Annotated in this window: 17 protein-coding genes and 3 pseudogenes; 11 read left to right on the top strand and 9 right to left on the bottom strand. The window is 61.4% G+C overall.

The window, feature by feature from the left end; genetic code table 11:
• Window positions 1-270 precede the first annotated feature (270 nt).
• Together IWX85_RS00775 and IWX85_RS00770 are read right to left on the bottom strand one after the other, a co-directional pair.
• Window positions 271-648, bottom strand: a complete 378-nt coding sequence (locus tag IWX85_RS00775) for a DUF2946 family protein (RefSeq protein ID WP_196868411.1) — start codon at window positions 646-648, stop codon at window positions 271-273.
• Between the two features lie 53 nt (window positions 649-701).
• Window positions 702-1,469 (bottom strand): TOBE domain-containing protein, encoded by a 768-nt coding sequence (locus tag IWX85_RS00770; protein ID WP_196868410.1) that lies wholly within the window; start codon window positions 1,467-1,469, stop codon window positions 702-704.
• A gap of 77 nt (window positions 1,470-1,546) precedes the next feature.
• Here IWX85_RS00770 and modA point away from each other — a divergent pair, with 77 nt between their 5' ends.
• Genes modA through modC form a run of 3 tightly spaced genes read left to right on the top strand, consistent with a single transcriptional unit; the run spans window position 1,547 to window position 4,074 of the window.
• Window positions 1,547-2,293: a molybdate ABC transporter substrate-binding protein gene (modA, locus tag IWX85_RS00765; RefSeq protein ID WP_196868531.1), complete on the top strand. Its 747-nt coding sequence runs from the start codon at window positions 1,547-1,549 to the stop codon at window positions 2,291-2,293.
• Between the two features lie 12 nt (window positions 2,294-2,305).
• Window positions 2,306-2,989: a molybdate ABC transporter permease subunit gene (gene modB, locus IWX85_RS00760; protein ID WP_036810521.1), complete on the top strand. Its 684-nt coding sequence runs from the start codon at window positions 2,306-2,308 to the stop codon at window positions 2,987-2,989.
• 5 nt (window positions 2,990-2,994) lie between these two features.
• Window positions 2,995-4,074 (top strand): molybdenum ABC transporter ATP-binding protein, encoded by a 1,080-nt coding sequence (gene modC, locus IWX85_RS00755; protein WP_370584150.1) that lies wholly within the window; start codon window positions 2,995-2,997, stop codon window positions 4,072-4,074.
• 35 nt (window positions 4,075-4,109) lie between these two features.
• Here the strand turns inward: modC and IWX85_RS00750 are convergent, their stop codons facing one another.
• Genes IWX85_RS00750 through IWX85_RS00740 form a run of 3 tightly spaced genes read right to left on the bottom strand, consistent with a single transcriptional unit; the run spans window position 4,110 to window position 6,384 of the window.
• Entirely contained in the window at window positions 4,110-4,937 is an 828-nt protein-coding gene (locus IWX85_RS00750; protein ID WP_196868408.1) for a substrate-binding domain-containing protein, read from the bottom strand.
• On the bottom strand, window positions 4,934-5,623 hold the full coding sequence (locus IWX85_RS00745; protein ID WP_036810512.1) for a phosphate ABC transporter ATP-binding protein: 690 nt from the start codon (window positions 5,621-5,623) through the stop codon (window positions 4,934-4,936). Before IWX85_RS00745 ends, IWX85_RS00750 begins: the two co-directional genes overlap by 4 nt.
• Window positions 5,620-6,384, bottom strand: coding sequence for an ABC transporter permease (locus IWX85_RS00740; RefSeq protein WP_196868407.1), 765 nt, complete (start codon window positions 6,382-6,384; stop codon window positions 5,620-5,622). Before IWX85_RS00740 ends, IWX85_RS00745 begins: the two co-directional genes overlap by 4 nt.
• 167 nt (window positions 6,385-6,551) lie before the next feature.
• Between IWX85_RS00740 and IWX85_RS00735 the strand changes: the two genes are divergently transcribed.
• Together IWX85_RS00735 and IWX85_RS20220 are read left to right on the top strand one after the other, a co-directional pair.
• Window positions 6,552-7,655, top strand: coding sequence for a substrate-binding domain-containing protein (locus tag IWX85_RS00735; RefSeq protein WP_196868406.1), 1,104 nt, complete (start codon window positions 6,552-6,554; stop codon window positions 7,653-7,655).
• Window positions 7,656-7,953: 298 nt separating this feature from the next.
• Window positions 7,954-8,160: pseudogene (locus IWX85_RS20220) on the top strand (integrase core domain-containing protein); the annotation flags it as partial.
• Window positions 8,161-8,377: 217 nt separating this feature from the next.
• Here the strand turns inward: IWX85_RS20220 and senA are convergent.
• Window positions 8,378-9,604 (bottom strand): selenoneine synthase SenA, encoded by a 1,227-nt coding sequence (gene senA / locus IWX85_RS00725; protein ID WP_196868529.1) that lies wholly within the window; start codon window positions 9,602-9,604, stop codon window positions 8,378-8,380.
• Here senA and senB point away from each other — a divergent pair.
• The 6 genes and pseudogenes from senB (at window position 9,603) to IWX85_RS00695 (ending at window position 16,031) form a co-directional block, all read left to right on the top strand.
• Window positions 9,603-10,661 (top strand): selenoneine biosynthesis selenosugar synthase SenB, encoded by a 1,059-nt coding sequence (gene senB / locus IWX85_RS00720; RefSeq protein ID WP_370584162.1) that lies wholly within the window; start codon window positions 9,603-9,605, stop codon window positions 10,659-10,661. The two genes, senA and senB, sit on opposite strands and share 2 nt — an antisense overlap.
• 54 nt (window positions 10,662-10,715) lie before the next feature.
• Window positions 10,716-11,018 (top strand): AIR synthase related protein, encoded by a 303-nt coding sequence (locus tag IWX85_RS00715; protein ID WP_370584149.1) that lies wholly within the window; start codon window positions 10,716-10,718, stop codon window positions 11,016-11,018.
• Between the two features lie 162 nt (window positions 11,019-11,180).
• Window positions 11,181-11,396: a hypothetical protein gene (locus tag IWX85_RS00710; RefSeq protein ID WP_051984345.1), complete on the top strand. Its 216-nt coding sequence runs from the start codon at window positions 11,181-11,183 to the stop codon at window positions 11,394-11,396.
• Window positions 11,397-11,936: 540 nt separating this feature from the next.
• The gene (locus IWX85_RS00705) at window positions 11,937-12,539 is read left to right on the top strand and encodes a TRAP transporter small permease subunit (RefSeq protein WP_036810498.1); all 603 of its coding nucleotides are present in this window, start codon (window positions 11,937-11,939) and stop codon (window positions 12,537-12,539) included.
• A 1-nt stretch (window position 12,540) separates the two neighbouring features.
• Entirely contained in the window at window positions 12,541-14,364 is a 1,824-nt protein-coding gene (locus tag IWX85_RS00700; protein WP_196868404.1) for a TRAP transporter large permease subunit, read from the top strand.
• A 533-nt stretch (window positions 14,365-14,897) separates the two neighbouring features.
• A pseudogene (locus IWX85_RS00695) lies at window positions 14,898-16,031 on the top strand (IS630 family transposase).
• A 13-nt stretch (window positions 16,032-16,044) separates the two neighbouring features.
• Here IWX85_RS00695 and IWX85_RS20215 read toward each other — a convergent pair.
• The 3 genes and pseudogenes from IWX85_RS20215 to dxs form a co-directional block, all read right to left on the bottom strand.
• Window positions 16,045-16,372 (bottom strand): annotated as a pseudogene (locus IWX85_RS20215) (ABC transporter substrate-binding protein); the annotation flags it as partial.
• A 108-nt stretch (window positions 16,373-16,480) separates the two neighbouring features.
• Window positions 16,481-17,563, bottom strand: coding sequence for a TRAP transporter substrate-binding protein (locus IWX85_RS00690; RefSeq protein WP_036810492.1), 1,083 nt, complete (start codon window positions 17,561-17,563; stop codon window positions 16,481-16,483).
• A 251-nt stretch (window positions 17,564-17,814) separates the two neighbouring features.
• Window positions 17,815-19,725 carry a 1-deoxy-D-xylulose-5-phosphate synthase gene (gene dxs, locus IWX85_RS00685; protein ID WP_196868403.1) on the bottom strand — a complete coding sequence of 637 codons (1,911 nt, stop codon included), beginning with the start codon at window positions 19,723-19,725 and terminating at the stop codon, window positions 17,815-17,817.
• Between the last annotated feature and the right edge of the window lie 8 nt (window positions 19,726-19,733).

Raw genomic sequence — 19,733 nt, 5'->3', positions numbered from 1 at the left:
AACTTCAGTTCGGCCGGGTCAGTGCGCGGGGACAGGGGCTTACTGATCTGCCCATGCAAAACGCACGTCGATGCCAAAGTGTTTGCCGTTGCCTATGTGGGTAAATCCGTTGCCGTTGCTGATGTCCGGACTGAAAAACCGAGCTGCGCTTTAACGCACGCTAAATGTGGAGCCAGACTTGTACGGGTGACAGGTATTTGCCCAGCGTGGTGCGAGCAGTTCTGAGCTGAATTTGGTCAGGCTTGAGCGCCTCGGCAGAGGCTGATCAGTTCAAAGTGCGGGAGGCCCGCGGCTGAATGGCAGCCCGGGTATGGCGGCGGCCAAATCTGCCGGAAAATCAACTTCGGCCACTTGCAGGCCGGGAAAGCTGGGAATGACAAGCACCGCCAGCGGCGGCGATGCCCAGCCCAGCGAAGTGCACAAATTGCAATGCGCGCCAGACTGCGGCGCATCACCCGAGCCGGCATCTGAAGGGCTGGCCAGGTCGCTGTTGACGCTGCAAATGCCGCTCAACTGGCCGCTGCGCACATCCTGGGCCAGCATCGATACCGGCGCCCACAAGGCCGACAGCACGCCGAGAAAACCCAGCCAGGCTGCCAGGCGTGCCCACACGGGACGTGTCGGGCGGGAATGGGGGTGGTAAGGCACGGCAGGATTATAAGAACAAGTGAAATGAACAGCGCGCCGAAACCTGCCGGCGCCTAACCCGCAACAGCCACCACCACCGCGGATTCATCAATGAAAGCTAGTGCCGGCCGGCCCGCTTTCAGGCCGCTGTCTGCGTCGCAAAAACCCACCAGCTGCAGGCCGCCGGCAAGTTCCAGCGCCACTTCACCACCGCCGGCTGCACGCGAAACGCGTGTCGCGCGGCCGTGCAGCCAGTTGCCTGCTTCAGCCGGCATGTCGCCTGCAGACACCTTGACGGCGGTGGCCTTGCACAAGGCCAGCACTGGCTGGCCAGGGCACAAGGCCAGCAGTTGCGCGCTTTCCCGGGTGATGCGGGACGACAGCAGCATTCCACCGGCCAGCCTCAGTTGCACGCGCACCGCCTGCCCCTGCGCATGCAGGCTCAAGAGGGTGCAAGGCAGCTGGTTGCGCAGGCTGGTGCGCAACCCGAGCGCGGCCAGCGCGGAAGACTTGGGCAAGTGGCCAGCTTCACTCGCCAGCCGCGCCAGCACCTGGGCGCGCGCCTGCGCCAGTTCGTCCGCAGCGCGCAGCAGTTCCCGGCCCGCATCACTCAAGCGGGCACCGCCGCCGCCTGCGCCGCCCACCACGCGCTCGACCAGCGCCACGCCGGCCAGGTTGCTCAGCGTGTCAATTGCCTGCCAGCCAGCCTTGTAACTGACACCGGCGGCGCGTGCCGCTTGTGAAATCGAACCGGTCTCGCCAATGCGGCGAAGAATGTCAATCCGCTTGTCAGCGGCTTCATGGCCGAGCGCGCCCGCCAGCTGGAGTTGGGATTTCTTCATGCTTGCATTGTCCGTCTGCCAGATGGCGGACGGCTATACTTTCGCTATTCCATTTTTGAATAGCGGCTTCAACCATGATGAAATTTTTCCGCCTCCTCTTCGCCGTTGGCGCCCTGGCGCTGGGTGTTTCACATGCAGCCGAAGTCACGGTTGCCGTCGCCGCCAACTTCACCGCGCCGATGCAGAAAATTGCCGAAGCCCTTGAGCGCGATACCGGGCACAAGGCTGTTTTGGCCTTTGGCGCTACCGGCAAGTTCTATGCGCAGATCAAGAACGGAGCGCCTTTCCACGTCCTGATGTCTGCAGACAATGTAACTTCTGGCAGGCTGGAGAAGGAAGGATTTGCCGTACCGGGCACTCGTTTCATCTACGCCTCTGGCCGCCTGGTGCTGTGGAGCGCGCAGCCAGGCCTGGTCGACGACAAGGGCGAAGTGTTGCGCAGCAGCAAGGCCGGTCATATCGCCCTGGCCGATCCGAAACTCGCCCCCTACGGCACGGCAGCCATCGAGACGCTGACCCGACTGGGTTTGCTGCAGCGCCTGCAGCCGCGCTTTGTGCAGGGTGAAAACATCGCCCAGGCCTACCAGTTCGCGGCCACCGGCAATGCACCGCTGGGCTTCGTCGCGCTGTCGCAGGTCATGGTTGGGGGCCGTATCAGCAAAGGGTCGGCATGGGTGGTGCCGGCCAGCCTGCATGCGCCGATTCTTCAGGATGCCGTCCTGCTTGCCCCGGGCAAGGACAATCCCGCAGCGCTGGCGCTGATGGGTTATTTGCGCGGCGAAAAAGCCCGTGCCATCATCCGTTCCTACGGCTACGAAATCTGACCGGCACGCACCGTGCCTTTCACTGCACAAGACCTTGCCGCCGTCTGGCTCACCTTCAAGCTGGCAAGCCTGACCACCGTAGTGCTGCTGCTGCTGGCAACACCACTGGCATGGTGGCTGGCGCGCACCCCCTCGCGCTGGCGCGCGCCGGTGGGCGCCGTGGTGGCGCTGCCGCTGGTGTTGCCGCCCACGGTGCTGGGCTTTTACCTGCTGGTTTCGCTGGGCCCGAACGGATGGGGCGGACAGCTGACACAGGCCCTGGGGCTGGGTTTGCTCCCTTTCAGCTTTGGCGGGCTGTTGCTCGGCTCGGTGATTTATTCGCTGCCTTTCGCGGTGCAGCCGCTGCAACATGCGTTTGAAGCCATTGGCAGCCGCCCGATGGAAGTCGCCGCCACACTGCGGGCGCGGCCGCTGGATGCTTTTTTCAGCGTGGCGCTGCCGCTGGCGCGGCCAGGCTTCGTCACCGCCGCCATCCTGAGCTTCGCCCACACGGTCGGCGAGTTTGGCGTGGTGCTGATGATTGGCGGCAACATTCCCGGCCAGACCCGGGTGGTGTCCACCCAGATTTACGGCCATGTCGAAGCCATGGAATACGCGCAGGCGCATTGGCTGGCCGGTGGCATGGTGCTGTTTTCCTTCACCGTGCTGCTGGGCCTGGCGTTGCTGAACCGGCGCAATGGGCGCGTGCTGGCATGACAGACATGCGCAACAACCGGATTCGCCTGTCACTGCAGCGGCCCGCCTTCACGCTCGACGCAGACCTGGTGTTACCGCCACGCGGCATTGCCGTGCTATTCGGACCCTCAGGCTCGGGCAAGACCACGTTGCTGCGCTGTGTCGCCGGGCTGGAACGTGCTGATGGCGCACTGATCGAGATTGCCGGCCAGGTCTGGCAGGACGACAGCCGCCGCATTTTTCTGCCCACCTGGCAACGCCCACTCGGCTATGTATTCCAGGAAGCCAGCCTGTTTGACCATCTTGATGTACGCGGCAACCTGAGCTACGGCCTGCGCCGGGTCAAGTCAGGCGAAACGGCCATGGCGTTGGAAGCCGCCATCAAGCTGCTGGGTATTGGCGAGCTGCTGGAGCGCCGCACCCACCAGCTCTCGGGCGGCGAACGCCAGCGCGTGGCGATTGCCCGCGCACTGGCGACCCGGCCACGGCTGCTGCTGCTGGACGAACCGCTGGCAGCGCTCGACCATGCGCGGCGCCAGGACATCCTGCCCTGGCTGGAGCGGCTGCGCGACGAGTTGCACATTCCGATGCTTTACGTCACGCATTCAGCCGACGAGGTGGCGCGGCTGGCCGACACACTGGTCGTGCTGGACCAGGGACGTGTCGTGTCCGCTGGCGCCGTGGCCGAAGTCTTGGGGCGCGTCGACCTGCCGGTGGTGCTGGGCGAAGATGCGGGTGCGCTGCTGGAAGGTGCCGTGGTGGAACGCGATGCGCGCTGGCACCTGATGCGGATGACTTTTAACGGCGGCAGCCTGTGGCTGAGCGACAGCGGCGTGGCGACGGGCGCCCGTGCGCGGGTGCGCGTACTGGCGCGCGATGTGAGCCTGTCCATGCAGGCGCCGAACGCCACCAGTATTCAAAACCTGCTGCTGTGCGTGGTCAGGGCCATCGTGCCAGACGCACATCCTTCGCAGGCGCTGGTACAGCTGACGTGCGGGGAATCCGTGCTGCTGGCGCGCATCACCGCGCGGGCCGCCGATGCGCTTGGCCTGGAGCCCGGCAAGCCGGTCTGGGCCCAGGTGAAGTCAGCCGCATTGGTCAGCTAGGCCCGACACCCCGCCATGCGGCAGTTGGCGCAACCTCACTTGCCCGCGTTCGGAAAGAACAGCTGCTCGCCGCCGACTTTGTAACTGGCAATCACCCCCTGGCCGGCTGGCGAAACCACCCAGTCAACAAATTTCTGCGCTTCCAGCACCTTGGTCCGCGGATGCCGGACCGGGTTGACCACCATCACGCCGTACTGGTTGAAAAGGCGCTGGTCACCCTCGACCAGCACGGCCAGATCGGCGCGGTTCCTGAATGACAGCCAGGTGCCCCGGTCGGCCAGGACATAGGCACCCAGGCTGGAGGCCATGTTCAGCGCCGCTCCCATGCCGCAGCCGCAGGCCTTGTAGCCGGCAAAGGCAGGGGCCTCAAGACCAGCCGATTTCCAGTAACGAAGCTCGGCCGCATGGGTGCCGCTCTTGTCGCCGCGCGAGATGAAGCCGGCATTGACAGCATTGATTTTTTTAAGCGCTTCCGTGATGTCCTTGCCCTTGACATGGGCCGGGTCAGCGGCCGGGCCGATCAGCACGAAGTCGTTGTACATGAGCGGGTAGCGCTTGAGGACAAAGCCTTCGGCCACCACTTTTTCTTCGGCCACCTGGTCGTGCACGAACAGCACATCGGCATCGCCCCGGCGGCCCATGTCGAGGGCCTGGCCGGTGCCGACCGCCACCACTTTCACGTCGATGCCCGTGGCCCTTTTGAATTCAGGCAGCAGATGGCCAAACAGCCCCGACTGCTCGGTGGAGGTGGTGGACGCCATCACGATACTGGGCGTCTGCGCTATCGAAACAGTAGCTATCAAGGCAAGCGGGACAAGCGCAAGAAACCTGAAAGGCTTGAAAAACATGCCAAAACCGTTCATCCGAGTTCGCCTTTCAAAAAATTCGCGGCTGCTGGCGGCAAAGGCCCGCCGAAAAAGGCTGCCGTCGGCAAATCAGCCATCAGCCGGCCCTGTTCCAGGTACAGCACGCGCCGGGCCAGGCGCTTGACCTGGCCCAGGTTGTGGCTGCTGAAAATCAGCGTCATGCCGTCGTCGGCAAAATCGGCCATCAGCCGCTCGACCTCGCGCTTGGCCGCCGGGTCCAGGCTGGACGTGGGTTCGTCGAGCAGCAAGACCTGGGCTTTCAGCGCCCAGGCCCGCGCCAGCGCCACCCGCTGCTGCTGGCCACCCGACAGGGCTTTGGCATGGCGCCCGGCCAGGTCTGCCAGACCGACCCGATCCAGCGCCTGCAGCGCCTGCGCCTTCGCGGGTTTCCAGGCCACGCCCTTGAGCCACAAGCCCAGGGCCACGTTGTGCAGCACGCTGGCGCGCAGCATGTAAGGACGCTGGAACAGCATCGCCTGGCGCACCCGCGCGTCGTGTTGCAAGTGGCCCGACACTGGTTTGACCAGCCCGTGCAGCGTTCGGAGCAAGGTGCTTTTCCCACTGCCGTTGGACCCCACCAGCGCCAGCCGTTCGCCTGCATGGATGCGCAATGTGCAGCCGCGCAACGCCTGCACATGGCCGAACTGGACGTTGACGGCCTGCAGGTCAAACAGCGTCGTCATGACGACGCGCCCTGCGCGACAGGAGTTGCGACCAGGCCGGCGTCGAGATCGGGCAAGGGATCATCGACCCGCTCGCGCCAGCGCCGGACCAGCGCGATCAGCAGGTTGAGCAGCAGCACCACACCAAGCAGCACCATGCCCAGCGCCAGCGCCAGCGGCAGGTCGCCCTTGCTGGTTTCCAGCGCAATCGATGTCGTCATGACGCGCGTGAAGCCTTCGATGTTGCCGCCCACCACCATCACAGCGCCGACCTCGGAAATGGCACGGCCAAAAGCGGCCATCAGCACCGTCAGCAGGGCGTAGCGCTCGTCCCACAGAAGGATCAGGCTGCGTACCAAGCCGCCGGCATCCAGCGACTGGAATTGCTCCCCGTGGCTGCGGTCGGCGTCGTCGATGGTCTGGCGCACCAAGGCCGTCACCACAGGCAGCACCAGGATGGTTTGCGCCAGCACCATGGCCTTGAAGGAAAACAGCCAGCCTAGGAAACCCAGGGGCCCGCTGCGCGACAGCAGCAGGTACACCACCAGCCCGACCACCACCGACGGCAACGCCAGCGCGGTGTTGAGCACAGCCAGCACCACAGCCCGGCCGCGAAAGCGCGCCACGCCCAGCCAGGCACCCAGCAGCAGCCCGGCGCTGCAGGCGATCAGGCAAGCCAGCGCGCTGACCGCCAGCGACCTGCCCACGATGCCGGCAAATAGCGGGTCGAGCGAAGTGATGAGCGAAAAGGCGGTGAGGGCGCTGTCGGAAAAGGTGTTCATGGCTCAGGTGGTGGCGCGACTGTAGCGCAGCTTCCCCCTCTTCTCGGCCCCTAGGTACTTGTCGTTAGGAAGCAGTTTGCATAGGAAAACCGGGCCACGACATGCCACGACATGCCGTGAGATGCCGTGAGATGCCGGGGACCGCATCGATAATCCGTGCACACGCCATGCACAAAGTCGAACTCTCCTACCTCTTGAGCCCCCGGCGCGGCAAAGACGCCCTGATCCGCAACCCGATGATGGACATCCTGCATGCCGTCAGCGAGCAGGGCTCGATCTCAAAGGCTGCCAAGGCGCTCGAACTGTCCTACCGCCATGTATGGGGGGCGCTCAAGGACTGGGAACAAACACTGGGCCGCAGCCTCATCGTCTGGGACAAGGGCCAGCGTGCGCGGCTAACCGACTTCGGTGAAAAACTGCTCTGGGCCGAACGCCAGGCGCAGGCCCGGCTGGCGCCACAGATCGAAGCCTTGACCCGCGACATCGAACGCGCTTTTTCAACCGCTTTTGACGACAACGCCCATGTGCTGACACTGTTTGCCAGCCACGATGCGGCGCTGTCGGCGCTGCGCGACCAGACCAGCGCGCACGGACTGCATCTTGACATCCGTTTCATGGGCAGCGTCGACGCGATGGCGGCCCTGAACACCGGGCGCTGCATGATGGCCGGTTTTCATGTGCGCGCCCAGCCTCAGCGTAATTCGGCGGCGGCGCACACCTACCGCAGCCTGCTCAAGCCTGGCCTGCACAAGCTGATCGGCTTTGCGCACCGCCACCAGGGCCTGATGGTTGCCAGAAACAATCCGCTACAAATTGAAGGCCTGGCTGATATGGCGCATCCCGGCATGCGCTATGTCAACCGTCCCGAGGGCACGGGAACACGGGTGCTGCTCGACGACTTGCTGACCGAAGCCGGCATGGTGCCGTCCGACATTCAGGGCTATGACAACCAAGAGCCCTCGCACACTGCCGTGGCGCAAGCCATTGCGAGCGGCGCCGCCGATGCCGGCCTGGGCATTGAGGCGGCGGCCCGCGAAAAAGGCCTGGGTTTCGTGCCGCTGGTGCAAGAGCGCTACCACCTGGTCTGCCTGAAGTCCGAACTGCCCACGTTACCGGTTCAGGCGCTGCTCAGGGAACTGCAGAGTGATGAATGGCAAGTCACGCTGGACAGGCTCCCCGGCTACAGTGGCGAGCGGGCCGAGAGCGGCAAGGTGCTGTCCTTGCGTGCCGCCCTGCCGTGGTGGAGCTACCGCAAAGAGAAAGCTGCCTGAGGGTGGCCGGATTCGGCTTCGCTGATCCGAATTACTAAGGAAACAAGCTCCTGCGCAATAGGAACCGGCATGAGCAGCTACTATTTTCATAGTATGCAGAATCTGAATTGCAGAAGCTATGACTTAAATTGAGCCGGGTGCCCCTCTTTGTGTTGCCGCAGAAGTTTCGAAGGTGGCGAAACTGGAGCTTCCAGAAACAGCGTAGATCGCCGTAGAGACAGGTTCATCCGTTAACTTTTAGATTTGCCTAAACGGCTTGGCAACCCGATAACTGTTTGGAAATAAAAGGAGGTGCAGAATTTTTGTCGAGCGGCTGTGGCGCAGCGTCAAGCACGAGGACGTGTACCTCAATGGCTACAGCTCGATGGGCGAGGTGCTGATCGGATTGACGAAATACTTTGCTTTTTACAACGGCGAACGTCCACATCAAGCGCTGCGCAATCTGACACCCGATGTGGTGCACCAGCGTGCTCAGGGCGGTGGCGCCATGATCGTGGACAACTATGGCGCCGCACAAGGACTCCCAATTGCGCTGCGCTCTACAGGGACTGCGTTCGATGAAGTCCGATTAGAGAAGACAGAAATATCGAAGGCAAAAAACCGGGGCAGCGCCGTCCAGCTGTTTGTTCAATCGGGTGCAACTTAAACTGAGTTCAAATTTGTCTTCACTCAGGGTCCACTTTATATAGCGCAATACGGCCGTGCACAGACAGCTACTATTTTTATAGCGCGCAGGATCTGAAACCGCAAAAGATATCGTCCCGTTCTGGCAGATAAAAGTTGCGGTATTTCGGATGCTTCATCCGCGCACGGGTCGCAAATGACCCGCCGCGCAACACCTTGTGCGTGCCAAACCAGGGCTGTGAATAGGTTTGATACGGATCGGGCGCAAAACCCGGATAAGGCCGGAACGTCGTGCCCATCCACTCCCAGACATCGCCCCACCGGAAACCCCGGCGCGCCGCCGTGTGTGCAGCCACTTCCCACTCCACCTCTGCCGGCAAACGGCGTCCGGCCCAGCAACACCAGGCGTCGGCCTCCCACCAACTCATGTGCATGGCGGGCTGATTGGCCTGCATGCGCATGGGCTGGCCAAAGCGCGTCTGGATGACGGCGCCGCTGCCGGTGCCGATCTGCTCGACGTAGCGCGGGCCTCTGCGGCCCTCACCCGCTGCCTGCAACTGCAGCCACTGCCAGCCGTCCGGATGCCACAGTTCCTGCCGGTCGTAGCCGCCATCGCCGACAAACTCGACGTATTGCGCCCAGGTCACGGGCTGGGCGTCGATTTCAAACTCGGGCACCTTGATGGCATGTGCCTGTTTTTCATTGTCAAACGCAAACCCCGATCCTGCGATTGATGGGCTGCCCATTTGCCAAGCCGCAGCCGGAATCAGCATCGGCTCGCGCAGCGCCATCGGTGGCGGCGTAAAAGCCGACAGCAAAGGCTTGTCCAGCGACAAGCCAATGGTCTGCGCCATGGTGGTCAGCGCTTCGCCGTGCATGTCTTCATGAAACAGGCACAGCCGGTAAAAGTACAAGGCGTCATCGTCGCTGCCGGCTTTTTCAAGCAGCTCCAGCGTGCTTTCCAGCGTGTTCAGCAAATACGCGCGGCAATTGTCCATGTCCGGCACATCAAGCGTCCAGCGCGTGTCATGCTTCACTTGGTCCGAGTCCCACCAGCGGTCTGCGTTCGGCTCTATCGAGGCCAACTGGGCCTGCGCGGGCGCGCAGCGCGTGCCCAGCGCACGCTGCAGGTTGCGGCCAATCCAGCGTTCCTGGAACCAGGCTATATGGCCCAGTTCCCACAGAGGTGGATTGAGCGTTGCAAGCAGGGGCACCGCAAAATGTGCGTTTTCCAGCGCATTCTGGTACTGCCCAAAAAGGTGCAGCGTATGATTGCGCGCGTCCATCAGCGCGAGCGACAGGAGTTCCTTGTCCCCCTTGCGCATGAGAGGCGAATCGATCAACTCGGGTGATGCAATAGGTATGGAATCTGAAGCCAAATCAGGGGTCCTCATAAGCCCGGCAACGGCCGAATCAAACAACGGCAACTGGCACACGGCGCACCGCTGGGCACATTTCTTGTCGGGTCATTGTGACATTACGCTGTTGACCCAATGGCCATCGCCATCGCTGCAGGGCGCACCGCAAGCGATGCTGGCACTGCACGCCCGACGTTCGGCGGCCTCGATCCGGGCCTGGGCCGAGGCCTTCCCCGACAAACCGCTGATTGTGGTGCTGACTGGCACCGACCTTTACCGCGACATCCACACCGATGCCGGTGCACAACAGTCGCTGGCACTGGCCACGCACCTGGTGGTGCTGCAAGATGCCGGACTGACAGCCCTGCCCGACATATGGCGCGGCAAGGCGCGGGTGATTTACCAGTCGGCCCTGGCCCTGGTGCCTGCCCGCAAACCAAGCCGCCGTTTTGGCGTGCTGATGGTCGGCCACCTGCGCGAAGAAAAAGACCCGCTGGCTTTCATGCGGGCTGCCGCCCACGACTTTGCAGCCGGCATTCATTTTGACCAGATCGGCCTGGCACTGGAGCCGTGTTTCGCTGAGGCGGCCCGCACCACGGAACAATGCACAGCGCGCTACCGCTGGCTTGGGGGCTTGAGCCGTGCGGCAACGCGCCAGCGTATCAAGAGGGCGCACGTCTTGGTGAACTGCTCGCTCATGGAGGGCGGCGCCCACGTCATCCTGGAGGCGGTGCAATCGGCCACGCCGGTGCTGGCCTCACGCATCAGCGGCAACATAGGCATGCTGGGTGAAAAGTATGCGGGCTACTTTTCGCCCGGCGATGATGCGCAGCTGGCTGCGCTGGTGCGGCGCTGCGCGGCTGAGCCGGATTTTCTGGCGCTGCTGCAAAGTCAATGCAGCGAGCGTGCCCATCTATTTTCCCCCCAGGAAGAAAAACGCCTTGTCATAAACCTGCTGGTTTCTGCGCTCGAGGGCCCTGTCAGCCTGCGCGACCGGCCTGCCCTGTCTTTGCCGCTTTTGTAAGCTTGCTGATGACGACTTCCGACACCCTGAAAACCTGCGCCGTTTCCGAATGGCGTGCTGAGCCAATTTCTGAAAAACTCCAGCAATCAGGCCGGCCTGAACCTGCCGCCCGAATTGCTGGCGAGCATTGAAACCGCCGATGATGCGGCGGTGTACCCGCTCAGCGACGAGCAGGCCTTGATTGCCACTGCCGAAATTTTCATGCCTATCGTCGGTCACCCGGATGACTCTGGCCGCATTGCCGCCACCAATGCCATCAGTGACGTGTGCAGCATGGGTGACACATCCATCAAGGCGTTGGTGTCGCGTCATGCGAAAAGTGTCGGGCGATCGCATCGCCATCGGCGTGCAGTGTAAGGCGCAGCCCGCAGTCAAGGCTGAGAACTTGACAAGGAATCCAATGCCGCGATGTCTGCATTCCGATTGCCGGCGGCCACTCGATTAATTCGGTCGAGCCGATTTAAGACTGGTGGAGCTGATCCAGCCTTCGCTGGTTAATAAAAAATCTCTGGAATCAAGATGGGCGACGTGCTGATTCTGGGCAAGTCGCCGGGTTTCGGCCTGCTGTCTGCAGCGCTTGAAAAAGAGGCCCTGAGCCCTATAGACCATGCGCAAGTGATTGCGGTCGCCATACCGCTGAACAAGCCGGGGAATGCGTTGCCAAAAATGGACGCCGTTCATGCCTTGACCGATGTGATCGGTTATGTCGTGCTCGGCCACAGACCGGAGCTGTAACTGGCGCGCAGCGCGAACTTCAAGATGCAACGCCAGCTTGACCAGATTGCGCTGTGCCCTGTATACCAAACTTGGTGAGCAAGGCATGGTGACTGGCGCTTCACGCCGCATCTGTGAGAATCGCGCAGGGGTTTTCCTGCCCGCCGCCAACAGCCCGGCGCAACAGGCCCTGCTGAGCGACCCGCAAACCCGCGAGGGCTTGCTGGGACCTGCATGCCCCAAGCAGCCGACGCGGTGCTGACATGCTTTCAACGCCACGGCTTTGAGGCCACGCGACGGATTGGCACGATGGCCGAGGACATCGAAGTCGTCTGACTCCAGCGCCTTGAACCCGACCAATGGAACATTGGCCGGCACGCAACAGGCCCGCTAAATTTCAGCGGGCCTGCGCGATAAAACTGGCGTCAAGGAATAAATCTCTTCGCCAGTGCCAAAACAGTTCTTTAGAATCCCCCCGTTACACAAAACTGCATAGGCCAGACTCATCCTGACTGGCCAGATCGTTTGATGTGATGTCGTTCTTTAACCCGGAGACAAAAATTGCGCGCCTTACTCAAACTCTCGCAGGTCGTGGATGGTCTGAACACCGTGGTCGGAAAAATCACGATGTGGCTGATCCTGGCGACCACGCTCATCAGCGCAGGCAATGCCATCGTTCGAAAAATCTTCGACTCCAGTTCGAACTCGCTGCTTGAAATCCAGTGGTACCTGTTCGCCGGGGTTTTTCTGTTGGGCGCCGGCTATGGTTTCCTGAAAAATTCTCATGTGCGAATCGATTTTCTTTCATCGCACCTTAGTGACCGAACGCGCAACTGGATCGACGTTTTCGGCATCCTGGCAGTGCTGTTCCCGTTTTGCATGATTATCATCAAGCTCAGCTGGCCGCTGTTCACGCAGGCGCTGCAGTCGGGTGAAATGTCGCAAAACGCCGGTGGCCTGATCCGCTGGCCGGTGTACGGCCTGGTACCGCTGGGCTTTGGCCTGCTCATGCTGCAAGGCCTGTCTGAACTGATCAAGCGCCTGGCTTTTTTGACGGGCAATGGGCCGGACGTCATGTCCGGTGAGGACGCCAAGTCCGACGAACAAAAACACATCGAAGAGCTGGAGGCCGTTGCCGCCCGCAAACTGGCTGGAGAATCCTGAAATGCAGACCACCTTCCTGGCACAACAGTTTGTGCCACTGATGTTCGGGGGACTTTTCCTGGTCCTGCTGACCGGCTTTCCGGTGGCTTTTGCGCTGGCCGCCGCCGGACTGGGGTTTGGCTTTGTCGGCATTGAAGCGGGCATTTTTCCGGCTTCGCTGTTCCAGGCGCTGCCGCTGCGCATCTTCGGCATCATGCAGAACGACACGCTGTTGGCGATTCCGTTTTTCACCTTCATGGGCATCATCCTGGAACGCTCCGGCATGGCCGAGGACCTGCTCGAAACTGTCGGGCAGGTGTTTGGCCCGCTGCGCGGCGGGCTGGCGATCGCGGTGATCCTGGTGGGTGCATTGCTGGCCGCCACCACCGGCGTGGTGGCGGCAGCGGTGATCTCGATGGGCTTGATCTCGTTGCCCATCATGCTGCGCTACGGCTACAGCCGGGTGATTGCCACCGGCACCATCACTGCATCGGGCACGCTGGCGCAGGCGATTCCGCCTTCGCTGGTGCTGATCGTGCTGGCCGATCAGCTCGGCCGTTCGGTGGGCGACATGTATTCGGGTGCGTTGGTGCCCGGCCTGCTGCTGGTGGGCCTGTACATCCTGTTCATTGTCGTGGTGGCACTCTTCAAACCGGCCCTGGTGCCGGCGTTGCCGCTTGAAGCGCGCATCTACCGCGAGCTCAATGGCAGTTCGGGCCACCGTTCGCTGCTGGTGCTGGTGCTGATCTGCATGGCTGTCGGCTTCGGCTGGGCGCAGGCACACAACCGGCTGCTGACCGTCTGGCTGGACCGCAGCATGCCGGCACCGGGCGATGAAATCGTCATCCTGTCGATGACGCTGGCCTCGCTGACCGGCTTGGCGCTGGCGATCATCAACAAGATCACCCGCATGGGCCTGCTGTCGCGGCTGGCCGAGCAGGTGACGTTTGTGCTGATGCCACCATTGATCCTGATCTTTTTGGTGCTGGGCACAATCTTTTTGGGCGTGGCCACGCCCACCGAAGGCGGCGCCATGGGCGCGCTGGGGGCCTTGATTTTGGGCCTGGGCAAGGGGCGCCTGTCATGGTCGCTGCTCAAGCAAGCGCTTGACAACACGGCCAAGCTGGCATCGTTCGTGCTGTTCATCCTGATTGGTTCAACGGTGTTCAGCTTCGTATTCAATGCCGCAGACGGTCACATCTGGGTCGAGCACCTGTTTGACACCATTCCGGGTGGCGGCTGGGGGTTTTTGATCGTCGTGAACATTCTTGTGTTCATTTTGGGCATGTTCATTGACTTTTTTGAAATCGCCTTCATTGTGATTCCGCTGCTGGCGCCGGTGGCCGAAAAAATCCTGCCGGGCCTGGTTCCAGGCATGACACCCGACGCGGCCATGATCTGGTTCGGCGTCATCATCGCCATGAACCTGCAGACCTCGTTCCTGACGCCACCATTTGGCTTTGCGCTGTTTTACCTGCGCAGCGTGGCGGCCAAAAAGGACTACAAGGACCGCGTGACGGGCGAGAACATCAAGGCCGTGACCACCAACGAGATTTACAAGGGCTCCATCGCCTTCATTGTTCTGCAACTGATCATGGTGGCATCCGTCATGATCTACCCGTCACTGGTGACCGGCGGCATTGTCAAGGAAAAAAGTCTGAGCAATTCGGAAATCATGGACCTGCTCCGCATGCCGGAACCCGAGGCAACGCCTGCCGAGCCTGAGATGCCTGGGAGCGAGGCGGCACCGGCAGAAAACGAAGCTGCTGCGCCAGCCGTCGAGGAAACAGACCCGATGAAGGCCATGAAGGATGCACTGGAAAAGAGCGCCAAGCCGACCCCGTGAATTTTCCTGATGAACTCGTGTGACCGGCGCTGTTTACCCTGCGCAGGGTATTCACCCACCCATAAAAAAAGGCCCGATGGCCTTTTTTTTATGGGTGCTGCAAGCCAGGGATTCCATCGCTCTGCGCTTACGCTTTTGGCGCTGCATGAAACCGTCAAAGCTGGATTTGGCAAAACGGAATCACAAACCTGTTCATGCTGGAAATTGCGGTAGTCGATGTAGATTTTCTTCCAGTCGGCATTAGAGGCGTTCAGCCCGTAACACACCTCCATCAAGGCCTTGAAGGATGCGTTCATGATTGACTGCGGAGACGCGACGACCTTGCCCTGGGAGCCTGCGCGGCAGAAAGGATGTGCGCTGCAAAGCGGCCACGCCGGTCCATTTTTCACTGCCTTGATGCTCAATAACAGGCTATTGGCCAGCAGATTCGGCAAGAATATTCCTCGGCGGAGCTACTTTTCGCCATGCACACCGTCTGCCGCCCAAGCTCCTAGTGTCGCGTCACGAGTTAATTGACGTATGACAATAGGGGGATGGAACATTATAAAGTCACCTTGTCAGAGCAAGAAAGAGCCGAGCTGCAAGACATTGCCAGCAAAGGCACCCACGCAGTGGCCAAAGTCATCAACGCCCTGATTTTGCTCAACTGTGACCAGTCGGGCGGCCGTAGCGAGCGGCCTAGGAGCAGCGACATTGCGGCGATGCTGCGCGTGAGCGAGCGCAAGGTGGACCGGGTGAAAAAGAAGTTTGTTCAGGAGAAGCCGGGAACTGGCCCTGAACCGTCAGGCTTCGCAGCGCGCGTACGCGCTGAAGGTCGATGGCCGCCTGGAAGCGCAACTGGTGGCCATGAGTTGCTCGGAGCCCCCTGACGGCCAGGCACACTGGTCGCTGCGGCTGCTGGCCGATCGGCTGGTGGCGCTCGAATACATCGACAGCGTGTCTCACGAGACGGTCCGGCGGGCGCTAACAAAAATGAACTTAAGCCGTGGAGAAAAATCGGCTGGGTGATTGCGCCCCAGGCCAGCGCCGCCTTCGTGGCGGTCATGGAACAAGTGCTGGACATCTACGGCAGGCCTTACGATGTCAGGCCCCCGGTGGTGTGCATGGATGAGACGCCACGGCAGTTGATTCGTGAAACCCGCGAGCCCATTGCAGCGGCGCCGGGGCGCCCCGAGCGCCATGACTACGAATACGAACGCTGCGGGGCGTGCAAGGTCTTCAGGGCGAGCGAGCCGCTGGCCGGACGACGCTTGAGCAAGGTCACAGAGCGCAGAACGAAAGCGGACTGGGCTTTGTTCGTGCAGGCCATCGCAGCGAGCTACCCCGAAGCTGCGCGCATCACGCTGGTCATGGACAACCTCAACACGCACACACCGGCCTCACTGTACGAGGCGTTTGCCCCCGAGCAGGCCAAGGCGCTGTGGGACCGCTTCGAATTCGTTTACACACCCAAACACGGCAGCTGGCTGAACATGGCCGAGATTGAGATCAACGTCATGGTCAGCCAGTGCCTGGACTGGCGCATCGACAACATTGAGACCGTCACCAGCGAGGTTGCCGACTGGCAGGACCGCCGTGACAAGCTTCAGGCCAAGGTCAACTGGCAATTCACCACCCAGGTCGCCCGCACCAAGCGCAAACGCCTTTATCCGACAATGGCTTCGTGACGTGACACTAGAGGGAATTCATGAAAAACGGACTTGCGCCGCCGATGGCAAAGGCTTCGTTCTTGCCCTGGAAATAACAGGGCGCGGTGTACGATCTCGACCGTGCCGATGTCTAAGCCGCCAACCACGCCGAATGCCGGCATCAGTTCGCCGGCAGTATGCAATGAAAATTCAAGATTGCCGCCGGACTGTCCCCAAGGGTCTTGAAAAACACCTTAGCAGATCCGTAAATGGCGTCCACCGACTTGGGGAAAGCTCGAAGCCAGGCGCCGTCGAAGCGCCGACTGTGCGTGAACCCCCGGGGCAATGCCGGCGTTTTTGACGAGGGAACGACGTTTCATGAACGTGACTTTAAAATTTATCAGGTCATAAAAAAAGGTTGAATCAAGAACCAGGCCGGTCCCCAGGGCAGGGCCCAGGCCTGGTGAAGGTCATTGTCCGCGCAGCGCTTAGATCTTGGCCGACGCCATGTAGTTACTAAAGGCCGATTCCGAGAAACGCGCCCAGAGCAACTGGTCGCGCTGGAATGCGCGCATGTCGGCGTGGATCTTCTTGAACTCGGAGGACTTGGCCTCGTGTTCGGCAAACACTTCCATCGACACCTTGAAGCCGGCATCCATGATGGCTTTGGGGAAGGCCTTGAGCTGCGTCTTCGCGCCGACCAGTTTTTTCAGGGCAATCGGGTTGACGGCATCGTACTTGGCCGTCATGTCGCGGGCAGCAACGGACGTGGCCGCATCGACGATGGCCTGAAACTCGGGGCTCAGCGCAGCATACGCCTTGGTGTTGATGAAGAACTCCAGCTCGGCGCCGCCTTCCCACCATCCGGGGTAGTAGTAGAACGGCGCGACCTTGTTGAAGCCGAGCTTTTCGTCGTCGTAAGGACCAACAAACTCCACTGCATCGAGCGTGCCTTTTTCAAGCGCCTGGTAGACCTCGCCGGCTGGCATGTTCTGCGGCACGACGCCGAGCTTTTGCATGGCTTCGCCGAACAACCCGCCGCCCAGGCGCATCTTCAGGCCCTTGAGGTCGGCGACGGTCTTGATTTCCTTGCGGTACCAACCGCCCATCTGGGTGCCAGTGTTGCCGGCACTGCGACTCTTGATGTTGTACTGTGCATAAAACGCATCCATCAGCTTGCGTCCGTTGCCATGCTCCATCCAAGCATCCATCTGGCGTGCCGTCAGGCCGAAAGGCACGGCGCAGCCAAAAGCAAAAATCGCATCCTTGCCGGTGAAATAGTAAGGCGCTGTTTGCGCCATTTCAACGGTCCCGTTCTGCAGGGCATCCACCACGCCAAAAGCAGGCATCAATTCGCCGGCCGCATGCACCGACACTTCAAACTTGCCGCCGGACAGTGCCTTGACGGTTTTGGAAAACATTTCGGCACTGCCAAAAATGGTATCGAGCGACTTAGGAAAGCTCGATGCCAAGCGCCACCGGACGTTGGCCTGCGCATGAACCGCAGGCGCAACGCCCGCAGCGAGCACACCGGCAATGCCAGCGTTTTTGATGAGTGATCGACGGTCCATAAATACTCTCTTTTTGAAAGGTTAACGATTGCTTGTTTCGTATTTGCCTGTAAGTCAGCACCCAAGATTTCTTGCGGCAATGCCCTTGACAGCCACGATGGCCGCAGGTAGCGGCCTGTCTGACATTTTGTCATTTTTTATACAGCTTTCGCCCCGTTGTTACCCGTAGAAAGACGCAAAAAAGGCTTGCGACAGCAAGCCTGCGCACGCGAGCTCTTCAAGGGCGCTTAACCTGGGAGTGAACGATTAGGTCAGGCAACTGACTTGAGCACCACCTTGGCCAGCGGGTCGTTCACCTTCGCGCCGTTGAAACGCTTGCGGATGGAGGCCTCGATGCCCTCGGCATCCAGGCCCTGCAAGGCCAGCAGATGGGCGGGGTCACCATGCTCGATGAACTCGTCCGCCAGGCCCAGCTGCAGCAGCGGCCGGAGGACGCCTGCCGCCTGCAATGCCTCACCGACTGCGCTGCCCGCGCCGCCCATGATGGCACCCTCTTCCACCGTGACCAGGGATTCATGGCTGGCAGCGATCTTCAGCACCAGCCCGGTATCCAGCGGCTTAGCCCAGCGCATGTTGACTACCGTTGCTCCAAGTTTTTCAGCTGCTTGCAACGCAGGATAAAGCAGCGTTCCGAAGGCGAGAATCGCAATGCCCTGGCCTTCGCGGCGGACCTCGCCCTTGCCGAACGGCAGCGATTTCAAACCAGCCTCGGGCTGGACACCCGCGCCAGCGCCGCGCGGATAGCGAACAGCCACCGGCGAGTTCTGCTCGAATGCGGTAGTCAGCAACTTGCGGCACTCATTTTCATCGGCTGGGCAGGCAATGCCCATGTTGGGAATGCAGCGCAAAAAAGGAATGTCGTAAGCACCGGCATGCGTTGCACCATCGGCACCGACCAGCCCGGCGCGGTCCAGCGCGAACACCACCGGCAGGTTTTGCAGCGCCACATCATGGATCAGCTGGTCGTAACCGCGCTGCAAAAAGGTCGAGTAAATCGCCACCACGGGCTTCAGGCCCTCGCAGGCCATGCCGGCGGCAAAGGTCACCGCATGCTGCTCGGCAATGCCGACATCGTGGTAGCGCTTGGGAAAGCGGCGGTGAAACTCCACCATGCCCGATCCCTCGCGCATGGCCGGCGTGATGCCGACCAGGCGCGGGTCGTGCTCGGCCATGTCGCACAGCCAGCGGCCAAACACCTGGGTGAACGTCTGCTTGGCGGGCGTGCTGGATTTTTGCAGGCCCATGGACGGGTCGAACTTGCCGGGGCCGTGGTAGGCAATCGGGTCGGCTTCGGCAAGCTTGTAGCCCTGGCCTTTCTTGGTCACGACATGCAAAAACTGCGGACCCGCGCCGGTCGCCATCAAATGCTTGATGTTTTCCATCGTGGGAACCAGCGACTCCAGGTCATGGCCATCGATCGGGCCGATGTAATTGAAGCCGAAGTTCTCGAAAAGCGTGGCCGGCACTACCATGCCCTTGGCATGGGATTCGAGCCGCCGGGCCAGTTCGAACAACGGCGGCGCCACGCGCAGCACCTGCTTTCCGACCTGCCGGGCCGACGCGTAGAAACGCCCGCTCATCAGTTGCGCCAAGTGGCGGTTCAGCGCGCCCACTGGGGGGCTGATGCTCATGTCGTTGTCGTTGAGCACCACAAGCAGGCGGCTGTCGTCATGCACGCCGGCGTTGTTCAGGGCCTCGAATGCCATGCCGGCGCTCATCGAGCCGTCGCCGATGATGGCCACGGCATTGCGGTCTTCGCCCTTGAACTGTGAGGCCAGCGCCATGCCGAGTGCCGCCGAGATCGAGGTCGAGGAATGCGCAGTGCCGAACGTGTCGTACTCGCTCTCGTCACGGCGAGGAAATCCCGACAGACCGCCGAACTGGCGCAAGCTCGACATGCGCTCTCGCCGGCCGGTCAGGATCTTGTGCGGATAGGTCTGGTGGCCCACGTCCCAGACCAGCCGGTCGTCTGGCGTGTTGAATACATAGTGCAGGGCAACCGTCAGCTCGACCGTGCCCAGATTGGAGCTTAAATGTCCGCCGGTCTTGGAAACGCTGTCGAGCACATAGGCGCGCAGTTCATCGGCAAGCGTCTTGAGCTGGGCCCGTGGGAGCCTGCGCAGGTCAGCCGGACTGTTGATGGTTTCAAGCAATGAGTACATCGTGGTGT

It is taken from the genome of Polaromonas sp. CG_9.11, from assembly GCF_015752225.1.
Lineage (GTDB): Bacteria > Pseudomonadota > Gammaproteobacteria > Burkholderiales > Burkholderiaceae_C > Polaromonas.
The sequence above is the reverse complement of the archived record's forward strand: the minus strand, read 5'-3'. Positions and strand labels throughout refer to the sequence as shown.